The sequence below is a fragment of the Cytobacillus sp. T106 genome, assembly GCF_040492155.1.
In the GTDB taxonomy this organism is placed as follows: domain Bacteria; phylum Bacillota; class Bacilli; order Bacillales; family Cytobacillaceae; genus Bacillus_AB; species Bacillus_AB infantis.
The window spans coordinates 359,876-377,987 of the sequence record NZ_JBEUMK010000002.1; the positions used below are offsets into that span (position 1 = coordinate 359,876).

Annotated in this window: 15 protein-coding genes; 14 read left to right on the top strand and 1 reads right to left on the bottom strand. The window is 36.4% G+C overall.

Going from position 1 to position 18,112, the window contains the following annotated elements:
• The first annotated feature begins 25 nt into the window (after window positions 1-25).
• From ABU165_RS06195 to ABU165_RS06260, 14 genes are all read left to right on the top strand, one after another.
• Window positions 26-820, top strand: coding sequence for an ABC transporter permease (locus ABU165_RS06195; RefSeq protein ID WP_318059786.1), 795 nt, complete (start codon window positions 26-28; stop codon window positions 818-820).
• Window positions 810-2,012: an ABC transporter ATP-binding protein gene (locus ABU165_RS06200; RefSeq protein ID WP_318059787.1), complete on the top strand. Its 1,203-nt coding sequence runs from the start codon at window positions 810-812 to the stop codon at window positions 2,010-2,012. The genes ABU165_RS06195 and ABU165_RS06200 overlap by 11 nt, the downstream gene beginning before the upstream one ends.
• Entirely contained in the window at window positions 2,009-4,990 is a 2,982-nt protein-coding gene (locus ABU165_RS06205) for a glycosyltransferase (protein WP_318059788.1), read from the top strand. Before ABU165_RS06200 ends, ABU165_RS06205 begins: the two co-directional genes overlap by 4 nt.
• Window positions 4,975-6,234 carry a rhamnosyltransferase WsaF family glycosyltransferase gene (locus tag ABU165_RS06210; protein ID WP_318059789.1) on the top strand — a complete coding sequence of 420 codons (1,260 nt, stop codon included), beginning with the start codon at window positions 4,975-4,977 and terminating at the stop codon, window positions 6,232-6,234. The genes ABU165_RS06205 and ABU165_RS06210 overlap by 16 nt, the downstream gene beginning before the upstream one ends.
• A gap of 40 nt (window positions 6,235-6,274) precedes the next feature.
• The gene (gene rfbA, locus ABU165_RS06215) at window positions 6,275-7,147 is read left to right on the top strand and encodes a glucose-1-phosphate thymidylyltransferase RfbA (RefSeq protein WP_318059790.1); all 873 of its coding nucleotides are present in this window, start codon (window positions 6,275-6,277) and stop codon (window positions 7,145-7,147) included.
• A 15-nt stretch (window positions 7,148-7,162) separates the two neighbouring features.
• Complete coding sequence (rfbC, locus tag ABU165_RS06220; RefSeq protein WP_318059791.1) at window positions 7,163-7,729, top strand: dTDP-4-dehydrorhamnose 3,5-epimerase; 567 nt, start codon at window positions 7,163-7,165, stop codon at window positions 7,727-7,729.
• Window positions 7,726-8,745, top strand: coding sequence for a dTDP-glucose 4,6-dehydratase (gene rfbB / locus ABU165_RS06225; protein ID WP_318059792.1), 1,020 nt, complete (start codon window positions 7,726-7,728; stop codon window positions 8,743-8,745). Before rfbC ends, rfbB begins: the two co-directional genes overlap by 4 nt.
• Window positions 8,742-9,587: a dTDP-4-dehydrorhamnose reductase gene (gene rfbD, locus ABU165_RS06230; RefSeq protein ID WP_318059793.1), complete on the top strand. Its 846-nt coding sequence runs from the start codon at window positions 8,742-8,744 to the stop codon at window positions 9,585-9,587. Before rfbB ends, rfbD begins: the two co-directional genes overlap by 4 nt.
• A gap of 95 nt (window positions 9,588-9,682) precedes the next feature.
• Window positions 9,683-10,645: a glycosyltransferase family 2 protein gene (locus tag ABU165_RS06235; protein ID WP_318059794.1), complete on the top strand. Its 963-nt coding sequence runs from the start codon at window positions 9,683-9,685 to the stop codon at window positions 10,643-10,645.
• A 14-nt stretch (window positions 10,646-10,659) separates the two neighbouring features.
• Window positions 10,660-11,523, top strand: coding sequence for a glycosyltransferase family 2 protein (locus tag ABU165_RS06240; protein ID WP_318059795.1), 864 nt, complete (start codon window positions 10,660-10,662; stop codon window positions 11,521-11,523).
• A 12-nt stretch (window positions 11,524-11,535) separates the two neighbouring features.
• Window positions 11,536-12,933 (top strand): undecaprenyl-phosphate glucose phosphotransferase, encoded by a 1,398-nt coding sequence (locus ABU165_RS06245; protein WP_318059796.1) that lies wholly within the window; start codon window positions 11,536-11,538, stop codon window positions 12,931-12,933.
• A gap of 201 nt (window positions 12,934-13,134) precedes the next feature.
• The gene (locus ABU165_RS06250) at window positions 13,135-14,220 is read left to right on the top strand and encodes a peptidoglycan DD-metalloendopeptidase family protein (protein WP_396349959.1); all 1,086 of its coding nucleotides are present in this window, start codon (window positions 13,135-13,137) and stop codon (window positions 14,218-14,220) included.
• A gap of 52 nt (window positions 14,221-14,272) precedes the next feature.
• Complete coding sequence (locus tag ABU165_RS06255) at window positions 14,273-15,427, top strand: hypothetical protein (RefSeq protein ID WP_318059797.1); 1,155 nt, start codon at window positions 14,273-14,275, stop codon at window positions 15,425-15,427.
• A gap of 530 nt (window positions 15,428-15,957) precedes the next feature.
• Window positions 15,958-17,187, top strand: a complete 1,230-nt coding sequence (locus tag ABU165_RS06260) for a Bcr/CflA family multidrug efflux MFS transporter (protein WP_318059798.1) — start codon at window positions 15,958-15,960, stop codon at window positions 17,185-17,187.
• Between the two features lie 177 nt (window positions 17,188-17,364).
• Here the strand turns inward: ABU165_RS06260 and ABU165_RS06265 are convergent, their stop codons facing one another.
• Entirely contained in the window at window positions 17,365-18,027 is a 663-nt protein-coding gene (locus tag ABU165_RS06265) for an Ltp family lipoprotein (RefSeq protein ID WP_318059799.1), read from the bottom strand.
• Window positions 18,028-18,112: the final 85 nt, after the last annotated feature.

Consider the following 18,112-nt stretch of genomic DNA (forward strand, 5'->3'; position numbering starts at 1 on the left):
TTGCCAATAAGGGGAAAAATAATTTATGAAAATTAAAAATTTGACTCAAAATCTAAATCTAATAAACCAGTTTATAAAAAGAGAAATATTTATTAGATATAAGGGATCTTTTTTAGGGATAATGTGGTCCTTTATTACGCCGATACTTATGTTAGCAATATATACATTCGTTTTTAGTGTTGTTTTTAAAGCAAGATGGGGCATTAATCAAGACACTAGTAAAATTGAATTTGCGCTTTTATTATTTGCGGGCTTACTAATATTCAACGTATTTTCAGAAGTGGTAACTAGATCACCAACATTAGTTACGAGTAACGCAAATCTTGTGAAAAAAGTAGTGTTTCCATTAGAAATACTGCCGATAGTAGCGTTAGGTTCATCACTCTTCCATGCAATAATAAGTTTAATAATTTTACTGCTTGCAGTTTATATTTTTTTAGGTCAAGTTTATTGGACTATTGTATTATTTCCGTTAGTAATATTGCCAATATGTCTCATTTCCCTTGGGTTTGGTTGGCTTATATCTTCCTTAGGGGTTTATATTAGAGATATTAATCAAATTGTAAATGTAGGAGTTCCTGCTTTAATGTTTTTAAGTCCTATATTTTATCCCATATCTTCAATTCCTACAAACCTTCAATTTTTATTTTTTTTAAATCCTATTAGTTATACGGTTGAAGATATGCGTAGGATATTTATCTGGGGCTTATTACCACGATGGGAATGGCTGATTTTTGGAAATATAATTGGGATATTAATTGCAGCAATAGGGTTCCTTTGGTTTAAAAAAACAAGGAGTGGTTTTGCAGATGTTCTCTGATACTGTTATAGAAGTAAAAGATCTTAATAAGGTCTACCAAATATATAATCGACCCATAGATAGACTAAAGCAAGGATTAATTAAAAGGAAGCAATATTATCAGAAGTTTACTGCGTTAGAAAATATTAATTTAAGAATTAATAAGGGAGAGGCAGTTGGAATTATTGGAAGAAATGGTTCTGGTAAGAGTACACTACTTCAATTGTTAGCAGGGACTTTGTCCCCTTCAAGTGGAAAAGTGAAGGTAAATGGAAGAGTTGCGGCTCTACTAGAACTAGGAAGTGGATTTAATCCAGAGTTTACTGGGAGAGAAAATATATACCTTAATGGGGCGATTCTGGGGCTCTCAAGAGAAGAGATGAAAGAGAGATTCAAAGATATCACTGACTTTGCTGATATAGGGGACTTTATTGACAGGCCAGTCAAAACTTATTCTAGTGGGATGTATGTAAGGTTAGCATTTGCAATATCCATAAATGTAAATGCTGACGTGTTAATAGTTGATGAAGCTTTGTCAGTGGGGGATACGAAATTTCAAATAAAGTGTATAGAAAAAATGAATGAGATTAAAAATAATGGTGCAACTATTTTATTTGTATCTCATGCGGGTGAACAAGTCAAACGGTTTTGTGATAGAGCAATATGGTTGAAGGAAGGCCAATTAGTATTAGATGGAACATCAAGTGAAGTAGTCAATTATTACGAGGATACTCTTCAATTAGAAATTATTAAAAGCAGCAAAGATCCAGTGAATATTTCTAAAGATGAAGAAACAGATGGTCTGGATGATAGTTTAATAGCAAAAATTAATTCAGTCAAAGTGAACAATAGTAGACTAAATACATTCGAGGAATTAGTTGTTACTATTGATTATCAAATTTATAAAAAAAAGATTGATAACTTTTTAGCTGGAGTTGCTATATATAGTAACGATAGAAAGTACATTTTCGGTCCAAACACTTACTTAGATAAAACTATTATTCCTTCTACCCTAGGTAACCATACCTTAGAGTATAGGATACCAAGAATTCCCCTTTTAGCAGGAACCTATTTTCTAGATATTGGCTTATTTACTAATGGTGGTTTGGTTTGTATAGATTACAAAAATGAGTTTTCTCAATTCACTGTAGATAGTAATTACTTTACAGAAGGATTATTACACATAGAACATGAATGGAGAATTATAGAATGATATCGAATATACCCTTTGACCAATATCAGCGTTATAAACATGTACAATTAATCCTCAATATGTTACCACAATTAAAAGAGATTAATATTCTTGAGGTGGGAGCAAATAGTCATAAAAACTTAGAAAGATTTTTACCAAATATAAAGATAACTTATTTAGACTTAGTAGTCCCAGAATATTTGAAGAGCAATGATGCTTACATTGAAGGCGATGCTACTAATATGGATTTTGATGACAATTCATTCGATTTTATTGTTGCTTTAGATGTTTACGAGCATATTCCTTTAAATAGGAAAGAGGCATTTATTAGTGAATTAAGCCGTGTTTCAAAGTTGGGGTTTATTATCGGTGCTCCTTTTCATACTCAGGATGTAAGAGAAACGGAAATAAGATTAAATAGTTATTATGAGGTTCTGTATGGTCAAACTTATAAATGGTTAGATGAACATATTGAAATAGGGTTGCCCAAATTAGATGATACGTTAAAATCTGTTCAGCAAAATGGTTTAAATTATTTTCATTTTTCTCACGGGTCATTAAATGTTTGGGAAAAATTAATGAGAGTTCACTTCGCGGGTGCTAGTAATTTTGTGTTGCACCCATACAGATTTAAATTAGATGACTTCTACAATTCTAAGATGTTTGACAGAGACTATGGTACACCAGCTTATCGACAATTCATTGTCTGTTCAAAAGAGAATGAAATTATTGAGCGAGTTCAACTTATCATGAATGAAAGAATAGCTAAAAGTTCTAAAAGTAATAATACAGAAGTATTACACCAACTAGATGATTTGGAGAAAAGCTTCTATTCATTAGTAGAAAGGATCGAAATAGAAAAAGGCATTAATAAAGTTAAAGAGTCTCTAGAAACTGAGAAAGAAATAGAGATACTTAAAGACGAATTAAGTCATGTAAAAGTGGAACTAAAAAAACAATTAAAAATAAATGATGTGCAAGTAAAGAAAATAATGAATTTAAATCAAGAGATAGAGCAAAAAGAAATTACTTTGGGTACTATTTTGCAGAAAAATAAAGATTTAAATGAGAGTAATTATTCATTGACGCAGCATGTATATGAATTAGAACAAGTCGCTCAGGCATTAAGAATAAAAAATAGAGTGAAAGGGTTATTTAAGCTAGCAAGACCAATTAAAATTGGAGGGAAATCAAAAAAACTTTTTAAACTTCTTCAAATGTTAAAAGCTAATCCCGTTTTATTGGAAAAAACTTTACAGGATATCAAGTTGCAGGGAATAAAAAACGTCAAATTTAAAATCGAGAATAAGGTAAAAAATGAATTGGAAATATATGTACCAGAGACAAAATTTGATATGAATGACTACATCACAAAAATAAATAATTTTGACTATAAACCTAAAATTTCAATTGCAATGCCAGTCTATAATGTTAAGCCCATTTGGTTAGAGAAAGCTATTGAATCGATTGTTAACCAAATATATACAAATTGGGAATTGTGTATAGTTGATGATGGGTCTGACATCGAAGAGACAAAACAATATTTAAAGAATATAAAAAACGATAAAATAAAAGTTTTCTTCTCACCAAGCAATAATGGAATATCAGAAGCTACCAATAAAGCAATCTCTTTATCCGATGCAGAGTATATTGCTTTAATGGATAATGATGACGAGATTACAAATGATGCTTTATTTGAGATAGTAAAGTCTTTAAATGAACAAGATGCCGATATTTTATATTCTGACGAAGATAAAATTGATAAACATGGTAAAAGAAAACTTCCGTTTTTCAAACCAAATTGGTCTCCTGATTTATTAAGATCACAAATGTATTTAGGGCATTTAATAGTTTTTAAAAAGTCTTTGTTTGAAAGTATTGGCGGTTTTAGAAAAGAATATGATGGTAGTCAAGATTATGATCTGATTTTAAGAATGAGTGAACATACATCTAAGATATTTCATATACCCAAAGTACTTTACTCTTGGCGAGAGATAGAAACTTCAACTGCAATTAATCCAGCATCTAAGCCTTATTCACAAATTGCAGGCCTTAAAGCATTGCAAGAACATGTGAATCGAGTATATGGAGATGGTAATGCTTGGGTGGATGAAGAAAAAGATTTATTCGTATATGATGTAAGATACAAGTTACCAGACCCTCAACCCATGGTTAGTATTATTATTCCAACCAAAGATAATTTATCCTTACTAGAACAGTGTATTAAGAGTATTTTAGGTAAGACTACTTATACAAATTACGAGATAATTATTTTAAACAATAACTCGGAAAAGCAAGAAACTTATATTTGGTTTGATAATATTGTAAAAACTAACAATAATGTAAAAGTGCTGAATGCTTTTTACGATTTTAATTGGTCGAAATTAAATAATCATGGAATAAAAGCCGCAGATGGAGAGGTCTATGTCTTTCTAAATAATGATACAGTTATAATTACGGAAAATTGGTTAGATAGATTGGCTGAGAAAGCTTTACGACCTGATGTTGGTACCGTTGGTGGATTACTATTATATGAAGATGAAACAATTCAACATGCAGGTGTAATACTTGGAATGGGAGGTTGGGCAGACCATGTTTTTAAAGGAAGTAAGCCTGTTCATTTCAGTTCGCCTTTTATTTCTCCTATGGTCACTAGAAATGTTCTAGCTTCTACAGGGGCGTGTTTAGCAATATCAAAAGAAACAATTGCTAAAATTGGACTGTTTAACGAAGATTTTATAGTGTGTGGTAGTGACGTTGAAATTTCTGTAAGAGCTTATAAACTTGGTTATGTGAATATATATGACCCACATGTTAAACTCTATCATCTAGAATCCAAAACTAGAGATTCTCATGTACCTGAATCCGATTTTACCTATTCTAGTGAACATTATTCTCCATTTAGAGAAGAAGGAGATCCTTATTTTAATAATAATTTAGATTTAATGAGTCTTGTTCCAAAAATGAAGAAAGAGGAGATTGGATGTTATCAACAATAAAGAGATTTGCAAAGAAAAGCAGTATAATGAAGAGGACATATGATAGTGCTAAAACACACTTCATTAATACTTCAATAGGCGAGATAACTCCTTTTGATCCTCGAAAATCTACTTATAGCAATAGAAGAATAAACATAATTATCCCGTCAATTAACCAAGAGCATATGTTTGGGGGGATAGCAACGGCGCTTAGATTTTTTAATGAATTGGCGGAAGAAGGAAATTATACCAAGAGAATAATTCTTACTGATGCTATTCCCGACGGAAAGTCTATATCGCAATTTTCCGATTACGAACTTGTAGACTGCATGTCAGATAGTAGTGCGGAGAAACAAATTGTTCCTTTTAGTGATAGGTATAATAAAACTATACCAATAGGCAGTAATGATTATTTTATTGCTACGGCATGGTGGACTGCTTACGCTGCTCAAAGGGTTGTACAGTGGCAATCTAACATGTTTAGTCAATCAATTAATAAGTTAATATATTTTATTCAGGATTATGAACCTGGATTCTATTCTTGGTCAAGTCAATACGTATTATGTCAGAGTACATATATGTATAATGGTCCTCAAATTGCTGTTTTCAACACAGCTATCTTACAAAGTTATTTCTCAGATTTAGGATACAGATTTTCATCTACTTATGCATTTGAACCTCAGCTTCATCCCCAATTAAAATCTAGAGTGGATAAAAGCAACAAAAAAAAGAAGAAGGTTCTGATTTATGGGAGGCCCTCTGTATCAAGAAATGCTTTCACATTAATAATTGAAGCTTTAAAAAGATGGGTTTGGATTCAAGATGATATTGAAGAGTGGGAGATTGTAACAGCTGGGGAAAACCATTCAAATATTGACCTAGGGAATAATGCGAAAGTTAAGTCTTTAGGGAAATTAGATATAGTATCTTATGCTCAACTACTTAATGATTCTGCCATTGGGATCTCATTAATGGTCTCACCGCATCCTAGCTATCCTCCCCTAGAGATGGCGCACTTTGGAATTCTTGTTTTAACAAATAGTTTTGAAAACAAAAATCTTACTAATTGGCATGATAATATATATTCTACTTCAATGTTAACTCCTGAACTGATTTCCAAGGACATTTTATATTTATGTGATAAATTTAATAATGATAATAATGTTGGGGTTAAAGGAAAGAGTAGAATGGACAATTTTATTGAAAGCTCTGTTCTTTTCCCTTTTATTCCTCGAATAGTAGGAGACTTGAACAAGAATACCTAAGATTATAGAATTTATACTTGATATAAAGGTTGTGAGTTACATGAAAGGAATTATCCTAGCCGGCGGAAGCGGCACACGCCTATATCCTTTAACAATGTCAGTCTCCAAACAATTACTGCCTATATATGATAAACCAATGATCTACTACCCGCTGTCTATTTTGATGCTGGCGGGTATTCAGGAGATTCTTATTATCTCAACTCCTGAGGATACACCTAGATTTGAACAGCTGTTGGGGGACGGTCAGGATTTAGGGATATCTTTGTCCTATGCCGTCCAGCCTACACCAGATGGTTTGGCTCAAGCTTTTATTATTGGGGAAGAGTTTATTGGTGACGATTCTGTAGCTTTGATTTTAGGGGATAATATTTTTTATGGGCATGGATTTACCTCGGTACTTGAGCGAGTAGCTTCGAAAGAATCCGGTGCAACTGTTTTTGGTTACAATGTTAAGGATCCTGAGAGGTTCGGAGTTGTTGAATTTAATGATAGTGGAAGGGTAATTTCTATAGAAGAAAAGCCTTCTGACCCTAAATCCACTTATGCTGTTACAGGCTTGTATTTCTACGATAATCGTGTTGTTGAGATAGCAAAGTCTATCAAACCGTCTGACCGGGGAGAGCTGGAGATCACGGATATCAATAAAGCCTATCTAGAATTAGGGGAGCTTGACGTAGAGCTGCTTGGGAGAGGATTTGCATGGCTTGATACAGGTACACATGAATCTCTGCTTGAAGCCTCTACATTTATTGAGACAGTGGAACGGCGACAAAGCCTGAAAGTGGCCTGTCTGGAGGAAATCTCCTTTCGGAAAGGATATATAACGAAGGATGACCTTACTCGACTGGCATCACCGTTAAAGAAAAATGGTTATGGTAAGTATTTATTGGATTTGGTCAAAAGAAGCAAATAAAAGGATTGATATTAAATGAAAGTGCAAAAAACCTATTTAATTGACGCATATATCATCGAACCCAATGTATTCGGAGACAACAGGGGCTTTTTCATGGAAAGCTATAATGCGGGCGCATTCGAAGAGAATGGTTTAGACTACAGTTTTATTCAGGACAATCAGTCTTTATCTGCAGAATCCGGGACTGTCAGAGGACTTCACTACCAATTGGAACCGTATGCCCAAACCAAACTGATTAGAGCTACTCGGGGAGCTATCTATGATGTTATAGTGGATATTCGGAAAGGATCGCCTACTTTTGGGTCCTGGCAGGGCTTTATTTTAAGTGAGGATAACAAAAGGCAGCTGTTGGTTCCCAAAGGATTTGCCCATGGCTTCTGCACGTTAGTCAAAAACACTGAAGTTCTTTACAAAGTTGATAGCTATTATGCCCCAGAGTTCGACCGGGGCATACAATGGAATGATCAGGAATTGAAAATCGATTGGCCGGTGACGAACCCAATATTATCTGCTAAAGACCAAGCCCATCCACCTTTAGCTCAAGCGGAAAATAATTTTATTTTTAGGAGTTCTAAAAAATGAAAAAGATTCTTGTAACAGGCGGTGCAGGGTTCATCGGGAGTAATTTTGTAAACTATACGGTAAGAACTTACCCTGATTACCATGTTATTAATCTCGATGCCCTTACATATGCAGGAAACTTGTATAATCTAAGTGAATCAGCGGAAAGATCAAATTATGAGTTTATAAGAGGGGATATTGCTGATCCAGTTTTAGTTGAATCTATATTTGAGCAAGGCATTCATGCTGTGATTAACTTTGCTGCTGAATCTCATGTGGACCGCAGTATTTCTGACCCAGGGATTTTCGTGAGGACAAACATTCAAGGGACTCAGGTTTTGCTGGATGCAGCCAGGAAGTATAAAGTTGAAAAGTACATTCAAATTTCGACAGATGAAGTCTATGGAACTCTTGGTGAAACAGGGTTCTTTACAGAAGAAACGCCTTTGGCACCTAATAGTCCTTATAGCGCGAGCAAGGCAAGTGCAGATCTTTTAGTGCGTGCCTATTATGAAACTTATGGATTGCCTGTTAATATAACAAGGTGCTCTAACAACTATGGTCCTTTTCACTTCCCGGAGAAGCTTATTCCCTTGATGATTATTAATGCATTGAATGATAAAGAGCTTCCCGTCTATGGAAACGGACTGAATGTCAGGGACTGGCTGCATGTTGAAGACCATTGTAAAGCAATAGATCTGGTTTTGCATAAGGGCAAGGCCGGAGAAGTTTACAATGTCGGAGGACATAATGAGCGGACTAATATTGAGGTTGTTAAAGAAATATTAAAAGATCTAAATAAGCCTGAGACTCTTATCAGGTATGTAGAAGACCGGTTGGGACATGATAAACGATATGCAATTGATCCATCCAAGCTGAGAAATGAACTGGGCTGGGAGCCTGTTTACAGTTTTGAAACAGGATTAAAGGCAACGATTGACTGGTACCTGGAAAATAAAGAATGGTGGTCAAATATCATTTCAGGAAGCTACCAAGAGTATTATCAAGAACAATACGGGAAAAAACTGCAGTCATGAAAATAATGATTACAGGTGCAAACGGCCAATTAGGATCGGAATTAGTTAATCTAATGAGGCAGACATCATTTGAGGCTTATGCGTATACAAAGGAAGAGCTGGATATAACAAATGATAAGCTGGTCATAGAAGAAGTGGATAAAGTCCGGCCCGATGTCATTATTAATGCTGCTGCATTTACTAAAGTGGACCTCGCCGAGGAGCAAGAAGATTTAGCATATGCAGTAAATGCCTATGGCCAAAGAAATCTTGCAGCAGCAGCAGAACGAATCGGTTCAAAAGTATGCTATATAAGTACAGATTATGTTTTTGATGGCCAGGGAAACAGACCTTACAGAGAGTATGATACAACAAATCCTCTAGGTGTTTATGGAGGTTCAAAATATGCTGGTGAAGAGCTGACAAAACAACTGAGCAGCAAGTTCTTTATTGTAAGGACTGCCTGGGTGTATGGTGAATATGGACCAAACTTTGTAAAAACCATGCTTAACCTGGCACAGAAACAAAAAGAGCTGGGTGTAGTAGCCGATCAAAATGGATCTCCCACTTATACGCTTGATTTGGCTGAATTCATTGTAGAGTTAATCCAGACTGATAGGTTTGGTACATATCATGCTACCAACAGCGGCAGTTGTTCCTGGTTTGAATTTGCTGAAGCTATTTTTGAAATAAAGAATATGGATATAAAGGTTAATCAGCTAACCACGGAACAGTTTCCTCGACCGGCTAAAAGGCCGCAATACTCAGTATTAGATAATTTTGCTTTAAGGGTGAATGGATTTAAAGAATTGCGCCACTGGAAACTGGCCTTAGCTGAGTTCCTTTCAGCTAATGAAAAGTAAATAAATTCAAAAGTAAACAATCCCTGATAAGATTGTTTATTTTTGTTAGAACCATTATCATAAAAGATGAGATTTTTAGATAGGTGTGAAGAAGGATGAATAAAGTCAGTGTACATATTGTCACTTATAACAGTGAAAACGATATAGCACAGTGCCTCGAAGCCTTGAACTTGCAGAGCTACCCGATAAATGAAATTGTTGTTGTGGATAATAACTCCACTGACGGCACTATACAAAAAGTACAGACTTTAAATCATATCACCCTTATTCAAAACGAAAAAAATACGGGTTTTGCAGAAGCCCATAATCAAGCTATTCAAGAGACTGACACTGACTACGTACTTGTTTTAAACCCGGACGTTATATTGTATCCGGATTATATTCGCTTCCTTGTCTCAAGGATGGAGGAAAGTGCTCTAATAGGAATGGCAACAGGAAAATTATATCGGAGTGTAGAGGACAATATATTGGATAGTACCGGGATTATAATGAAGAAAAACCGCCGTGCAATCGACAGGGGAGCAGGAGATTATGATGACGGCCAATATGATAGCATATCCGAAGTTTTTGGTGTTTCCGGGGCAGCAGCTATGTATAAAAGAAAGATGATACAAGATATATCCTATAATAATGAGTTTTATGATCAGGCCTTTTTTGCATATAAGGAAGACGTAGATGTTTGCTGGCGGGCGAGACTGGCAGGCTGGAAAGGGGAATTTGTCCCCTTAGCTGTAGGGCTTCATAAAAGAGGCTGGAGTGAGAAACGGCTTCGGAAGCAAGTTCCTGTTAAAATTAGACAGCATTCATATATTAATAGATATTTTTATTTATTTAAGAATGATAGCTTGAAAGGATTGTTCATTCATTTTCCTTTTATTTTTGTATATGAGATGACAAGTTTTTGTTATGCAATGGTTAGAGAGCCGGAAATATTGAAGGCATGGATGCTATTTATAAAAAACCTGTCTGGAATGTGGAAGAAAAGGAAGGCGATTCATTTGAAAGCTTCCGTTGCCAAAAGCCAAAATGTCATTAAGTATTTTCAAGGAATATGGTAGTGGAGGATTTAAAGTTGGATGTAAGTATAATAATCGTTAATTACAATACAAAAGAACTTACAGTGGACTGCATCCGCTCTATCTATGCTGCAGAGAATAAATATAGTTTTGAAATCTACCTGGTGGATAATAATTCTTCTGACGGATCCGTGGAAGCTGTTAGAGAAAAATTTCCTGAAGTTAAGGTAATATCCAATAAACTGAATGCAGGTTTTTCAAAAGCGAATAATCAGGCAATTAGATTGGCATCTGGGAGATATACTTTGCTGCTAAATTCTGATACAATTGTAAAAAATAGGTCTATAGATACAATGATAAGTTATATGGATTCACATCAGGATGTTGGGGCGAGTGGGTGTAAAGTCACACTGCCTGATGGGAAGCTTGATAAGGCTTGCCACAGAGGCTTTCCAACACCATCTGCTTCTATGTATTACTTTTTGGGACTTGATGAGAGGTTCCCTAATAATCCACGTTTTAATGGCTATCACCTAAATCACCTTGATTTCGATCAGATCCATGAAATTGATTGTCTAGTAGGGGCATTTATGATAGTTCGAAGGGAAGCAATTAAAGAAGTGGGCATGCTTGATGAAGAGTACTTCATGTATGGGGAAGATATAGACTGGTGTTTTCGGATCAAGAATGCCGGATGGAAGATTACCTATAACCCCGAAGCTGAAATCATTCATTATAAAGGTGCGAGCAGCCGGAAAAAACCTATTAAAATTGTATATGAATTCCATCGGGCAATGTATTTATTTCATAAGAAAAATCTGTCCTTCAATTATTCTAAACTTGTTAATCTGATTGTTGTTACAGGGATTGCGGCTAAGCTCGGATTGGCTCTTATGAAAAATTTAATTAAAAATAATTAAAATGGTGATTTAATGATAAGAGGAAGGGAAAAATTTCTATCCCAGGTATATGCTGGTGTAGATTTTGTATTTATCCAAATAGCTTTCGGGCTGGCATGGTTAATTCGATTCAACCTTTTGGAAGAAGATATTGCAGCTAGGCTTCCATTTGCTGATTATTGGTTCTGGGGCGCCATCTATGCAATCATTTATGTTTTAGCTGCGTATACTGGTACACTTTATGCCTCAAAAAGAAAAACAAAATTTGCCTCTGAGCTTGCAAAACTATTTCAGGCTCATGTGATTAGTATTTTCATATTGCTAAGTGTCCTTTTTACGTTAAAAACGGTGGATATTTCCCGTATATTCTTACTTGTCTTCTTTTTAATGAGTTTATTTACAACTTCAGCTTATCGCTATTTTATAAAGCAAGCCCTGCGGCGTTTGAGGGCAAAGGGGTATAATAAGCAATTCGTTTTAATAGTTGGAGCAGGAAAGCTTGGAAGAAAATATTATGATATGCTGAAAAGCCATCCAGAGTATGGAATGGATGTCGTTGGATTCCTGGATGATTATTGTAAAGACCTGCCTTCTCCCTATAAATCTGTATTGGGATCTGTACGCCATTTACAGGCTATTTTAGAAACTAAACTTATAGATGAAGTAATTATTGCGCTTCCTTTTAGTGCCTATCCTAAATATCGGGAAATTATATTGATATGCGAAAGAGCAGGAATCAGAGTGTCTATTATCCCGGACTTCTATGATGTTCTGCCTGCATCCCCTCACTTTCAATTATTTGGGGATCTTCCGGTTGTAAATGTCAGAGATGTTCCTTTAGATGAGATTGCCAACAAATTTTTAAAAAGGGTTTTTGATATAGCTTTCGCCTTGATTGCCATAATTTTAACCCTGCCTATTATGATTGTTATTGGATCTGTATTAAAGCTTACATCCCCAGGACCCATTATCTTTAAACAAGAAAGAGTCGGCTTAAATAGAAGGACATTTAATATGTATAAGTTCCGTTCCATGAAGCATATGGAACAGTCGGCGTCTGATACACAATGGACGGTTGCTGATGACCCAAGAAGAACGAAGCTGGGGAGCTTTATAAGAAAAACCAGTCTGGATGAACTGCCGCAATTCTTTAATGTTTTGAAAGGCGATATGAGCGTTGTGGGTCCGAGACCGGAACGTCCTCACTTTGTCGACCAATTCAGGCAGGACATACCTAAATACATGATAAAACATCATGTGCGTCCTGGCATTACAGGGTGGGCGCAGGTGTCTGGTTTAAGAGGTGATACATCCATTGCTGACAGAATTGAACATGATGTTTTTTATATTGAGAACTGGACTATTCTTTTTGATATTAAGATAATTTTTAAAACTATATATGCTGGATTAGTTAATAAGAATGCCTATTAAGGACTGCTGGATTTAATTCTGGCAGTCTTTTTTCTTTAATAAACTGACATATAAAAGAAAATTCACATAGAATACAAGTAATTTTTTTAACTATAATTACATTATTTACCAGTAATTATTTGGTAATAATAGGTTGTATTGAGCTTACTAATAATTTAGGATGATTATTGTAAGAAAATAACAAATGCGAAGGGAGTAAGCATGAAAAAAACTATTAGATTTTTGTCCTCTTTTCTTGTGCTAGTTTTAGTGTTAGCTAGTTTTCCTAACATAAAAGGAAGTGCAGCTGCAGGTTATTTTATTATGCCGGCTCAAGGCACTATCACCGATGGATTCAGGATACCTTCCAGACCTGATCATCATGGTGTAGATATTGCCAATAGAGTATCTGTACCTATTAAAGCGGGGAGGGAAGGAACTGTTTCACGTTCCTATTATTCTACGTCATATGGAAATGTAGTCTTTATTAAACACACGATAAATGGCGCTGTTTGGGAAACTGTTTACGCTCATATGTCCAGCAGGTCTGTAAGTGCCGGTCAAAAGGTTACAACGGGGCAGACACTTGGCTATATGGGTAATACCGGAGATTCCGAAGGACAGCACTTGCATTTCGAAGTACATAATGGTACTTGGAATGGAAATAAAACAAATGCCGTAAATCCTTTAAATTACATTACTGAAGGAACACCAACACCGACTCCTGGCCCTTCTATTACAATAGAAGATATTAAACCCAATCTGAATCTAAATTCAAAACTGGGTGTTGTGCGGAATTTTGAAACAACCGTGATCCGAACAGGCCCGGACAAATCTTATTCAATAAACAAAGCTCTGGGGAACAGCGGGTATGTTAATCCTAAAGATCAATATCTGGTTTCCGGCTATGAAAATGGCTGGTACAAAGTTGCAGCTAACGGCTGGGTATATTCAGAGCATTTTGTCTATAGGCCGACCAACTCAATCAGTATCACGATGGAAGGCACCAATTCTGGCAGCATTGCTACTCCAAAACAGGTCTTGATTGAAGGAATTAAGGTGAAGCCAGACTTGAATCTAAACCAGCGCTTAGGTACAGTCAGAGGTATCGAGGCATCAGTGATCCGAACAGGTCCAGGAACAGATTATCCAATCAATACGGATGCAGGGGCCGATGGGTATGTAAATATAGAAGACCAGTATCTAGTTTCAGAATATAGTAATGGCTGGTACCGCATCGGTAAAGACGCTTGGGTATACTCAGAACACAATAACTATCGTCCATCACTGGATACAGTTATAAAGTAAGATACAATGAGCATACTGATAAGCCCTAACATGAAAAACGAGGAGGAAATATATGACTAAATTTTTGAAGAAACTTTTAGCAGTCGTTTTGCTGGTATCGTTAGCAGCTCCGTGGAATAATAAGGCCTTAGCAGCGGACAATATGAATTATGTTAATGAATCAATAAGTATCTATAACTCATACTTTAAGGGTGGAAAGCACCAGCCTGAGCTTGATGTTTTACTCCAAAGAAATGCAATTGATGTAGTTTTCTTGGCAACTTTGTACAATACTATTAAAAACTCAAATCCTACTTTAGCTAGCAGTGTAAGAACGGATGCAATCTCTCTTTTGGATGATTTGCGTATGGAGATGCATAAAAACAGAGGATGGGAAGCTGAAGTTTTTGAGAATCCTGATGCTGGATTAGTATTGTTTGCTTTTTCAAAAGGCATCGAATACTTAAAAATTCAACCAGGGAGCGCTAAAGATACGGCGTATAGAAATCTAATGACGGATATTATTAATGAAATGAGTCAAAAAAAATCTTCAAAACTCGGTTTTAAAAGCTCAGATTGGACAAATCCCCCGACGCATAACTATTCTTGTGCAGGCGGATTAAAAGCATATACAAAAGCGAATAATGTCCTTGCTGTATATGCTGCAGGGTTAGCAGCTTACAATAAGAATATTGCGCAGCTAAGCGCTGATAATGAAGCGATGATGAAAGAATTCGGCTTGTATACAAAATATACCCAGCAGGCTAATGGTGTATGGCTTATTGGTGCAAGCAGCGGAGAACGTGTTTGCAACATGGATGTGGGATATTTTTCATCAAGTATTTTCGGTTCGGCTGTGGTAGGCAAATATACAGCTGGTGAGAGTTCGATATTTTATAAGGCTGCTATTAATGGAGTAGAAGCATTAGATGAATATAATAAACTAAAAAAAGATAAAAACGGTATCCCACTTAATACGATGGAAAAGATAAGTAACGGTTTACTTACTGCTTCTGGTGTTAGATATGTGGATGAAGGACAAGTTCATGCGTGGGCACTCCCAATTTCATATGTGGATACAGTTGAATCAGAAACATTATTTAATAGAATTTATCCACCAGCAAAAGAATACGTGGATATCTACGAGGCCCCTTACAATCTTGGAAATGGACAGCATTTTCACAGGTTAATTCATGGCCTGGCAGGTGCTTTAGAGAATGGGTATTAATGGCTTCTATCTGTAATAAGTTAAAAGGGGACAAAAGTCAGCTGGAGCTGGCCTTTGTCCCCTTTTTGGTACCATAATCCTGACTCTTGTTAAGATAAGAAAGCGGGGCCCTGACTCACTAGCCTTGCGCGTTAGTAAACAAACGAATACATTCAGTGGTCTTAACACATCACACTTTCCCAGAAAGAGAGAAAAATGATACCGAGTCTGTTGAAGAGAAGCAAAGTGATCCGAACCTGCTTGAGATAAAAGTTCTAAGACAGATGACCAATCCACCAAAGAAACCTCTGCCAAAAGCGATCAAGAGATATTAGCGGCTGAAAATAATGAAGAATTTTCAGCTGCCACAGGGACAGGTACCTTGGTTCTTTTTAGCCGGTCCACGTGGGACTCAATCTATTTATATGAAAGGTTAACTAAAAAAGCTTAATTAAAACTGGGCATATTTTGTGAAAAACCTTGCATAAAGTTATACAATGACAAAGGAACTCTCAAACATTAATCTACTTCATTAGAAAGGCGATAGAAAATTGAATTTATCAAAGACTAAAAGAGTACAGCTAGCTTTTCTGTTGGGGTCTCTGGCCATTTTAGGTCCATTTACGATTGACACGTATTTGCCTTCATTTCCTACTATTGTTAATGAATTTCACACAAATGCTTCATTGGTCCAAATCAGTTTGACCACTTGTTTATTAGGACTGGGATTAGGTCAATTAGTTATAGGACCTATGAGTGATGTGCATGGCCGCCGTAAACCATTGCTCATCTTCCTTACTTTGTATTTTATATCCTCTGTCACTTGTGCCATCGCACCAAATATTTATACATTGATCGTCTCCCGTTTTATTCAAGGCTTTGCAGCTGCAGGAGGATTGGTTATCTCAAGAGCCGTTGTACGGGATTTGTTTAGCGGAAGGGAACTAACGAAGTTTTTTGCTTCTTTAATGCTGGTTGGAAATCTTGGTCCCATTATCGCGCCAATAATAGGTGGTGCGATTCTGACGTTTACGAGCTGGAAAGGAGTTTTTATTGTCCTGGCAAGTATCGGCTTGATTTTCACATTCATTGTTTCCTTGAAACTGGAAGAAACGCTGCCAGCTGAAAAACGGGTGCCGGGAAATTTCAAGCAAGTCATTAAGAACTTTGGAATGCTATTAAAGGACCGTGAATTTGCTGGATATGCCTTTACTCAAGGATTTACAACAGCCGGAATCTTTGCGTATGTGTCAGGTATTTCTTTTGTCTACCAAAACATTTATGGAGTTTCCCCTCAAGTATTCAGCTTCTTATTTGGAGTCAATGGAGTGGGCTTAATCATAGGAACTCAACTGGTTGGCCGATTATCAGATTATATACCGGAAAAAACATTCTTGAAAATTGGATTATGGCTTTCCAATACAGCAGCTGTATTATTGCTAATAGCCATTTTACTAAAGGCACCGCTTCTATTTGTGGCGCTTCCTATTTTCTTTTTAGTCATGTCCATCAGTATTATCGCCACATCGTCATTTTCCCTGGCCATGGAAACGAAAGGGCATGTGGCGGGAAGTGCATCTGCTTTATTAGGGGTGCTGCCGTTCCTTCTTGGTTCCTTAACAGCTCCACTTGTTGGAGTAGCGGGTGAGTACTCCGCTCTTCCAATGGGGATTATAATTTTGGCTGCAAGCTTGCTGGCATTTTTGTCTTACTTCTTGTTAGTTAGGAAAGGTTCTTTGCGTCAGAAAGGAACAGGCGCATCTGTTCATAACAACTTGTAATATATAAAATTTAAAAACACTTTCGAGCCAAGGGGACGGGTCCCGTGGCCCAGAATATCGGGGTCAGACTCCAGATTCGGTGTAGTATTAAAATGCTGGAATGAAGTCTGTTTGAATCACCAAACAAAAGTTCAAAATAAAAGCCCGACCACAGTTGTGGTCGGGCTTTTTCCTGTTCTACAAATGATCTATCGCGTATTGGGCTTCTGCCTCAGTGAATTTTTCTCCGTATTCCGAAGTTAATTGATCATAGATTTCGGCGTCTGACATATGCATCAATTCTGCGTAAGATTGCGCACTCTTTAAGGCGTTTTGCTTCCAATCAACTTTCAGGTTATTGATTGCATATTGAGCGGCTGCTGTAGGGAAGTTCTCTCCATATTCAGATACTAATTGATCATAAATTCCTGCCTTTGACATGTGCATCATATCCGAATATAACTCCGCTGTTTTTAGCGCTGCAGTATATTCTCTAGGTACACTTTGCGCCTTAAGCAGAGCTAGTTTTGCTTTAGATGGAGTTTCATATTTAACTTTTGTATTTTTTTGGACAAAACTCCCGCCGCCTACGCCATATAGACCGCCATGATTGCTCTTATAGCTGTAAACCCGGTATTCTTCCCCTTTTTTCAACGTACGGACAGTAGTCAATGAACCATTGCTGGCCATTTTAACCAAGTTTGTATTTGATAAAATAGTAACCTTACCTATCTGGCCTATTTTTAGTTCTGTTTTACCCCACATAATCTTAGTAGCTGCATTGGCTGTTTGAACGCTGTAAGAAGCAAAACCAATTAACAGCAAAAACATGATGAAAGACTTAAATAGCTTAGAAAACAAATTTCTCTCCTCCTATACCTTATAGAACAATTATACAATCAAAACAATATTTAGGGAGCAACATTTTATACAAAAAGTCCTAGTA

Excerpts from the sequence above, each read along its gene's own strand:
- ABU165_RS06250 (WP_396349959.1), top strand. The coding sequence starts at position 13,135 with ATGAAAAAAACTATTAGATTTTTGTCCTCTTTTCTTGTGCTAGTTTTA.
- rfbD (WP_318059793.1), top strand. The coding sequence starts at position 8,742 with ATGAAAATAATGATTACAGGTGCAAACGGCCAATTAGGATCGGAATTA.
- ABU165_RS06195 (WP_318059786.1), top strand. The coding sequence starts at position 26 with ATGAAAATTAAAAATTTGACTCAAAATCTAAATCTAATAAACCAGTTT.
- ABU165_RS06235 (WP_318059794.1), top strand. The coding sequence starts at position 9,683 with ATGAATAAAGTCAGTGTACATATTGTCACTTATAACAGTGAAAACGAT.
- ABU165_RS06255 (WP_318059797.1), top strand. The coding sequence starts at position 14,273 with ATGACTAAATTTTTGAAGAAACTTTTAGCAGTCGTTTTGCTGGTATCG.
- rfbC (WP_318059791.1), top strand. The coding sequence starts at position 7,163 with ATGAAAGTGCAAAAAACCTATTTAATTGACGCATATATCATCGAACCC.
- ABU165_RS06205 (WP_318059788.1), top strand. The coding sequence starts at position 2,009 with ATGATATCGAATATACCCTTTGACCAATATCAGCGTTATAAACATGTA.
- rfbA (WP_318059790.1), top strand. The coding sequence starts at position 6,275 with ATGAAAGGAATTATCCTAGCCGGCGGAAGCGGCACACGCCTATATCCT.
- rfbB (WP_318059792.1), top strand. The coding sequence starts at position 7,726 with ATGAAAAAGATTCTTGTAACAGGCGGTGCAGGGTTCATCGGGAGTAAT.
- ABU165_RS06200 (WP_318059787.1), top strand. The coding sequence starts at position 810 with ATGTTCTCTGATACTGTTATAGAAGTAAAAGATCTTAATAAGGTCTAC.
- ABU165_RS06245 (WP_318059796.1), top strand. The coding sequence starts at position 11,536 with ATGATAAGAGGAAGGGAAAAATTTCTATCCCAGGTATATGCTGGTGTA.
- ABU165_RS06210 (WP_318059789.1), top strand. The coding sequence starts at position 4,975 with ATGTTATCAACAATAAAGAGATTTGCAAAGAAAAGCAGTATAATGAAG.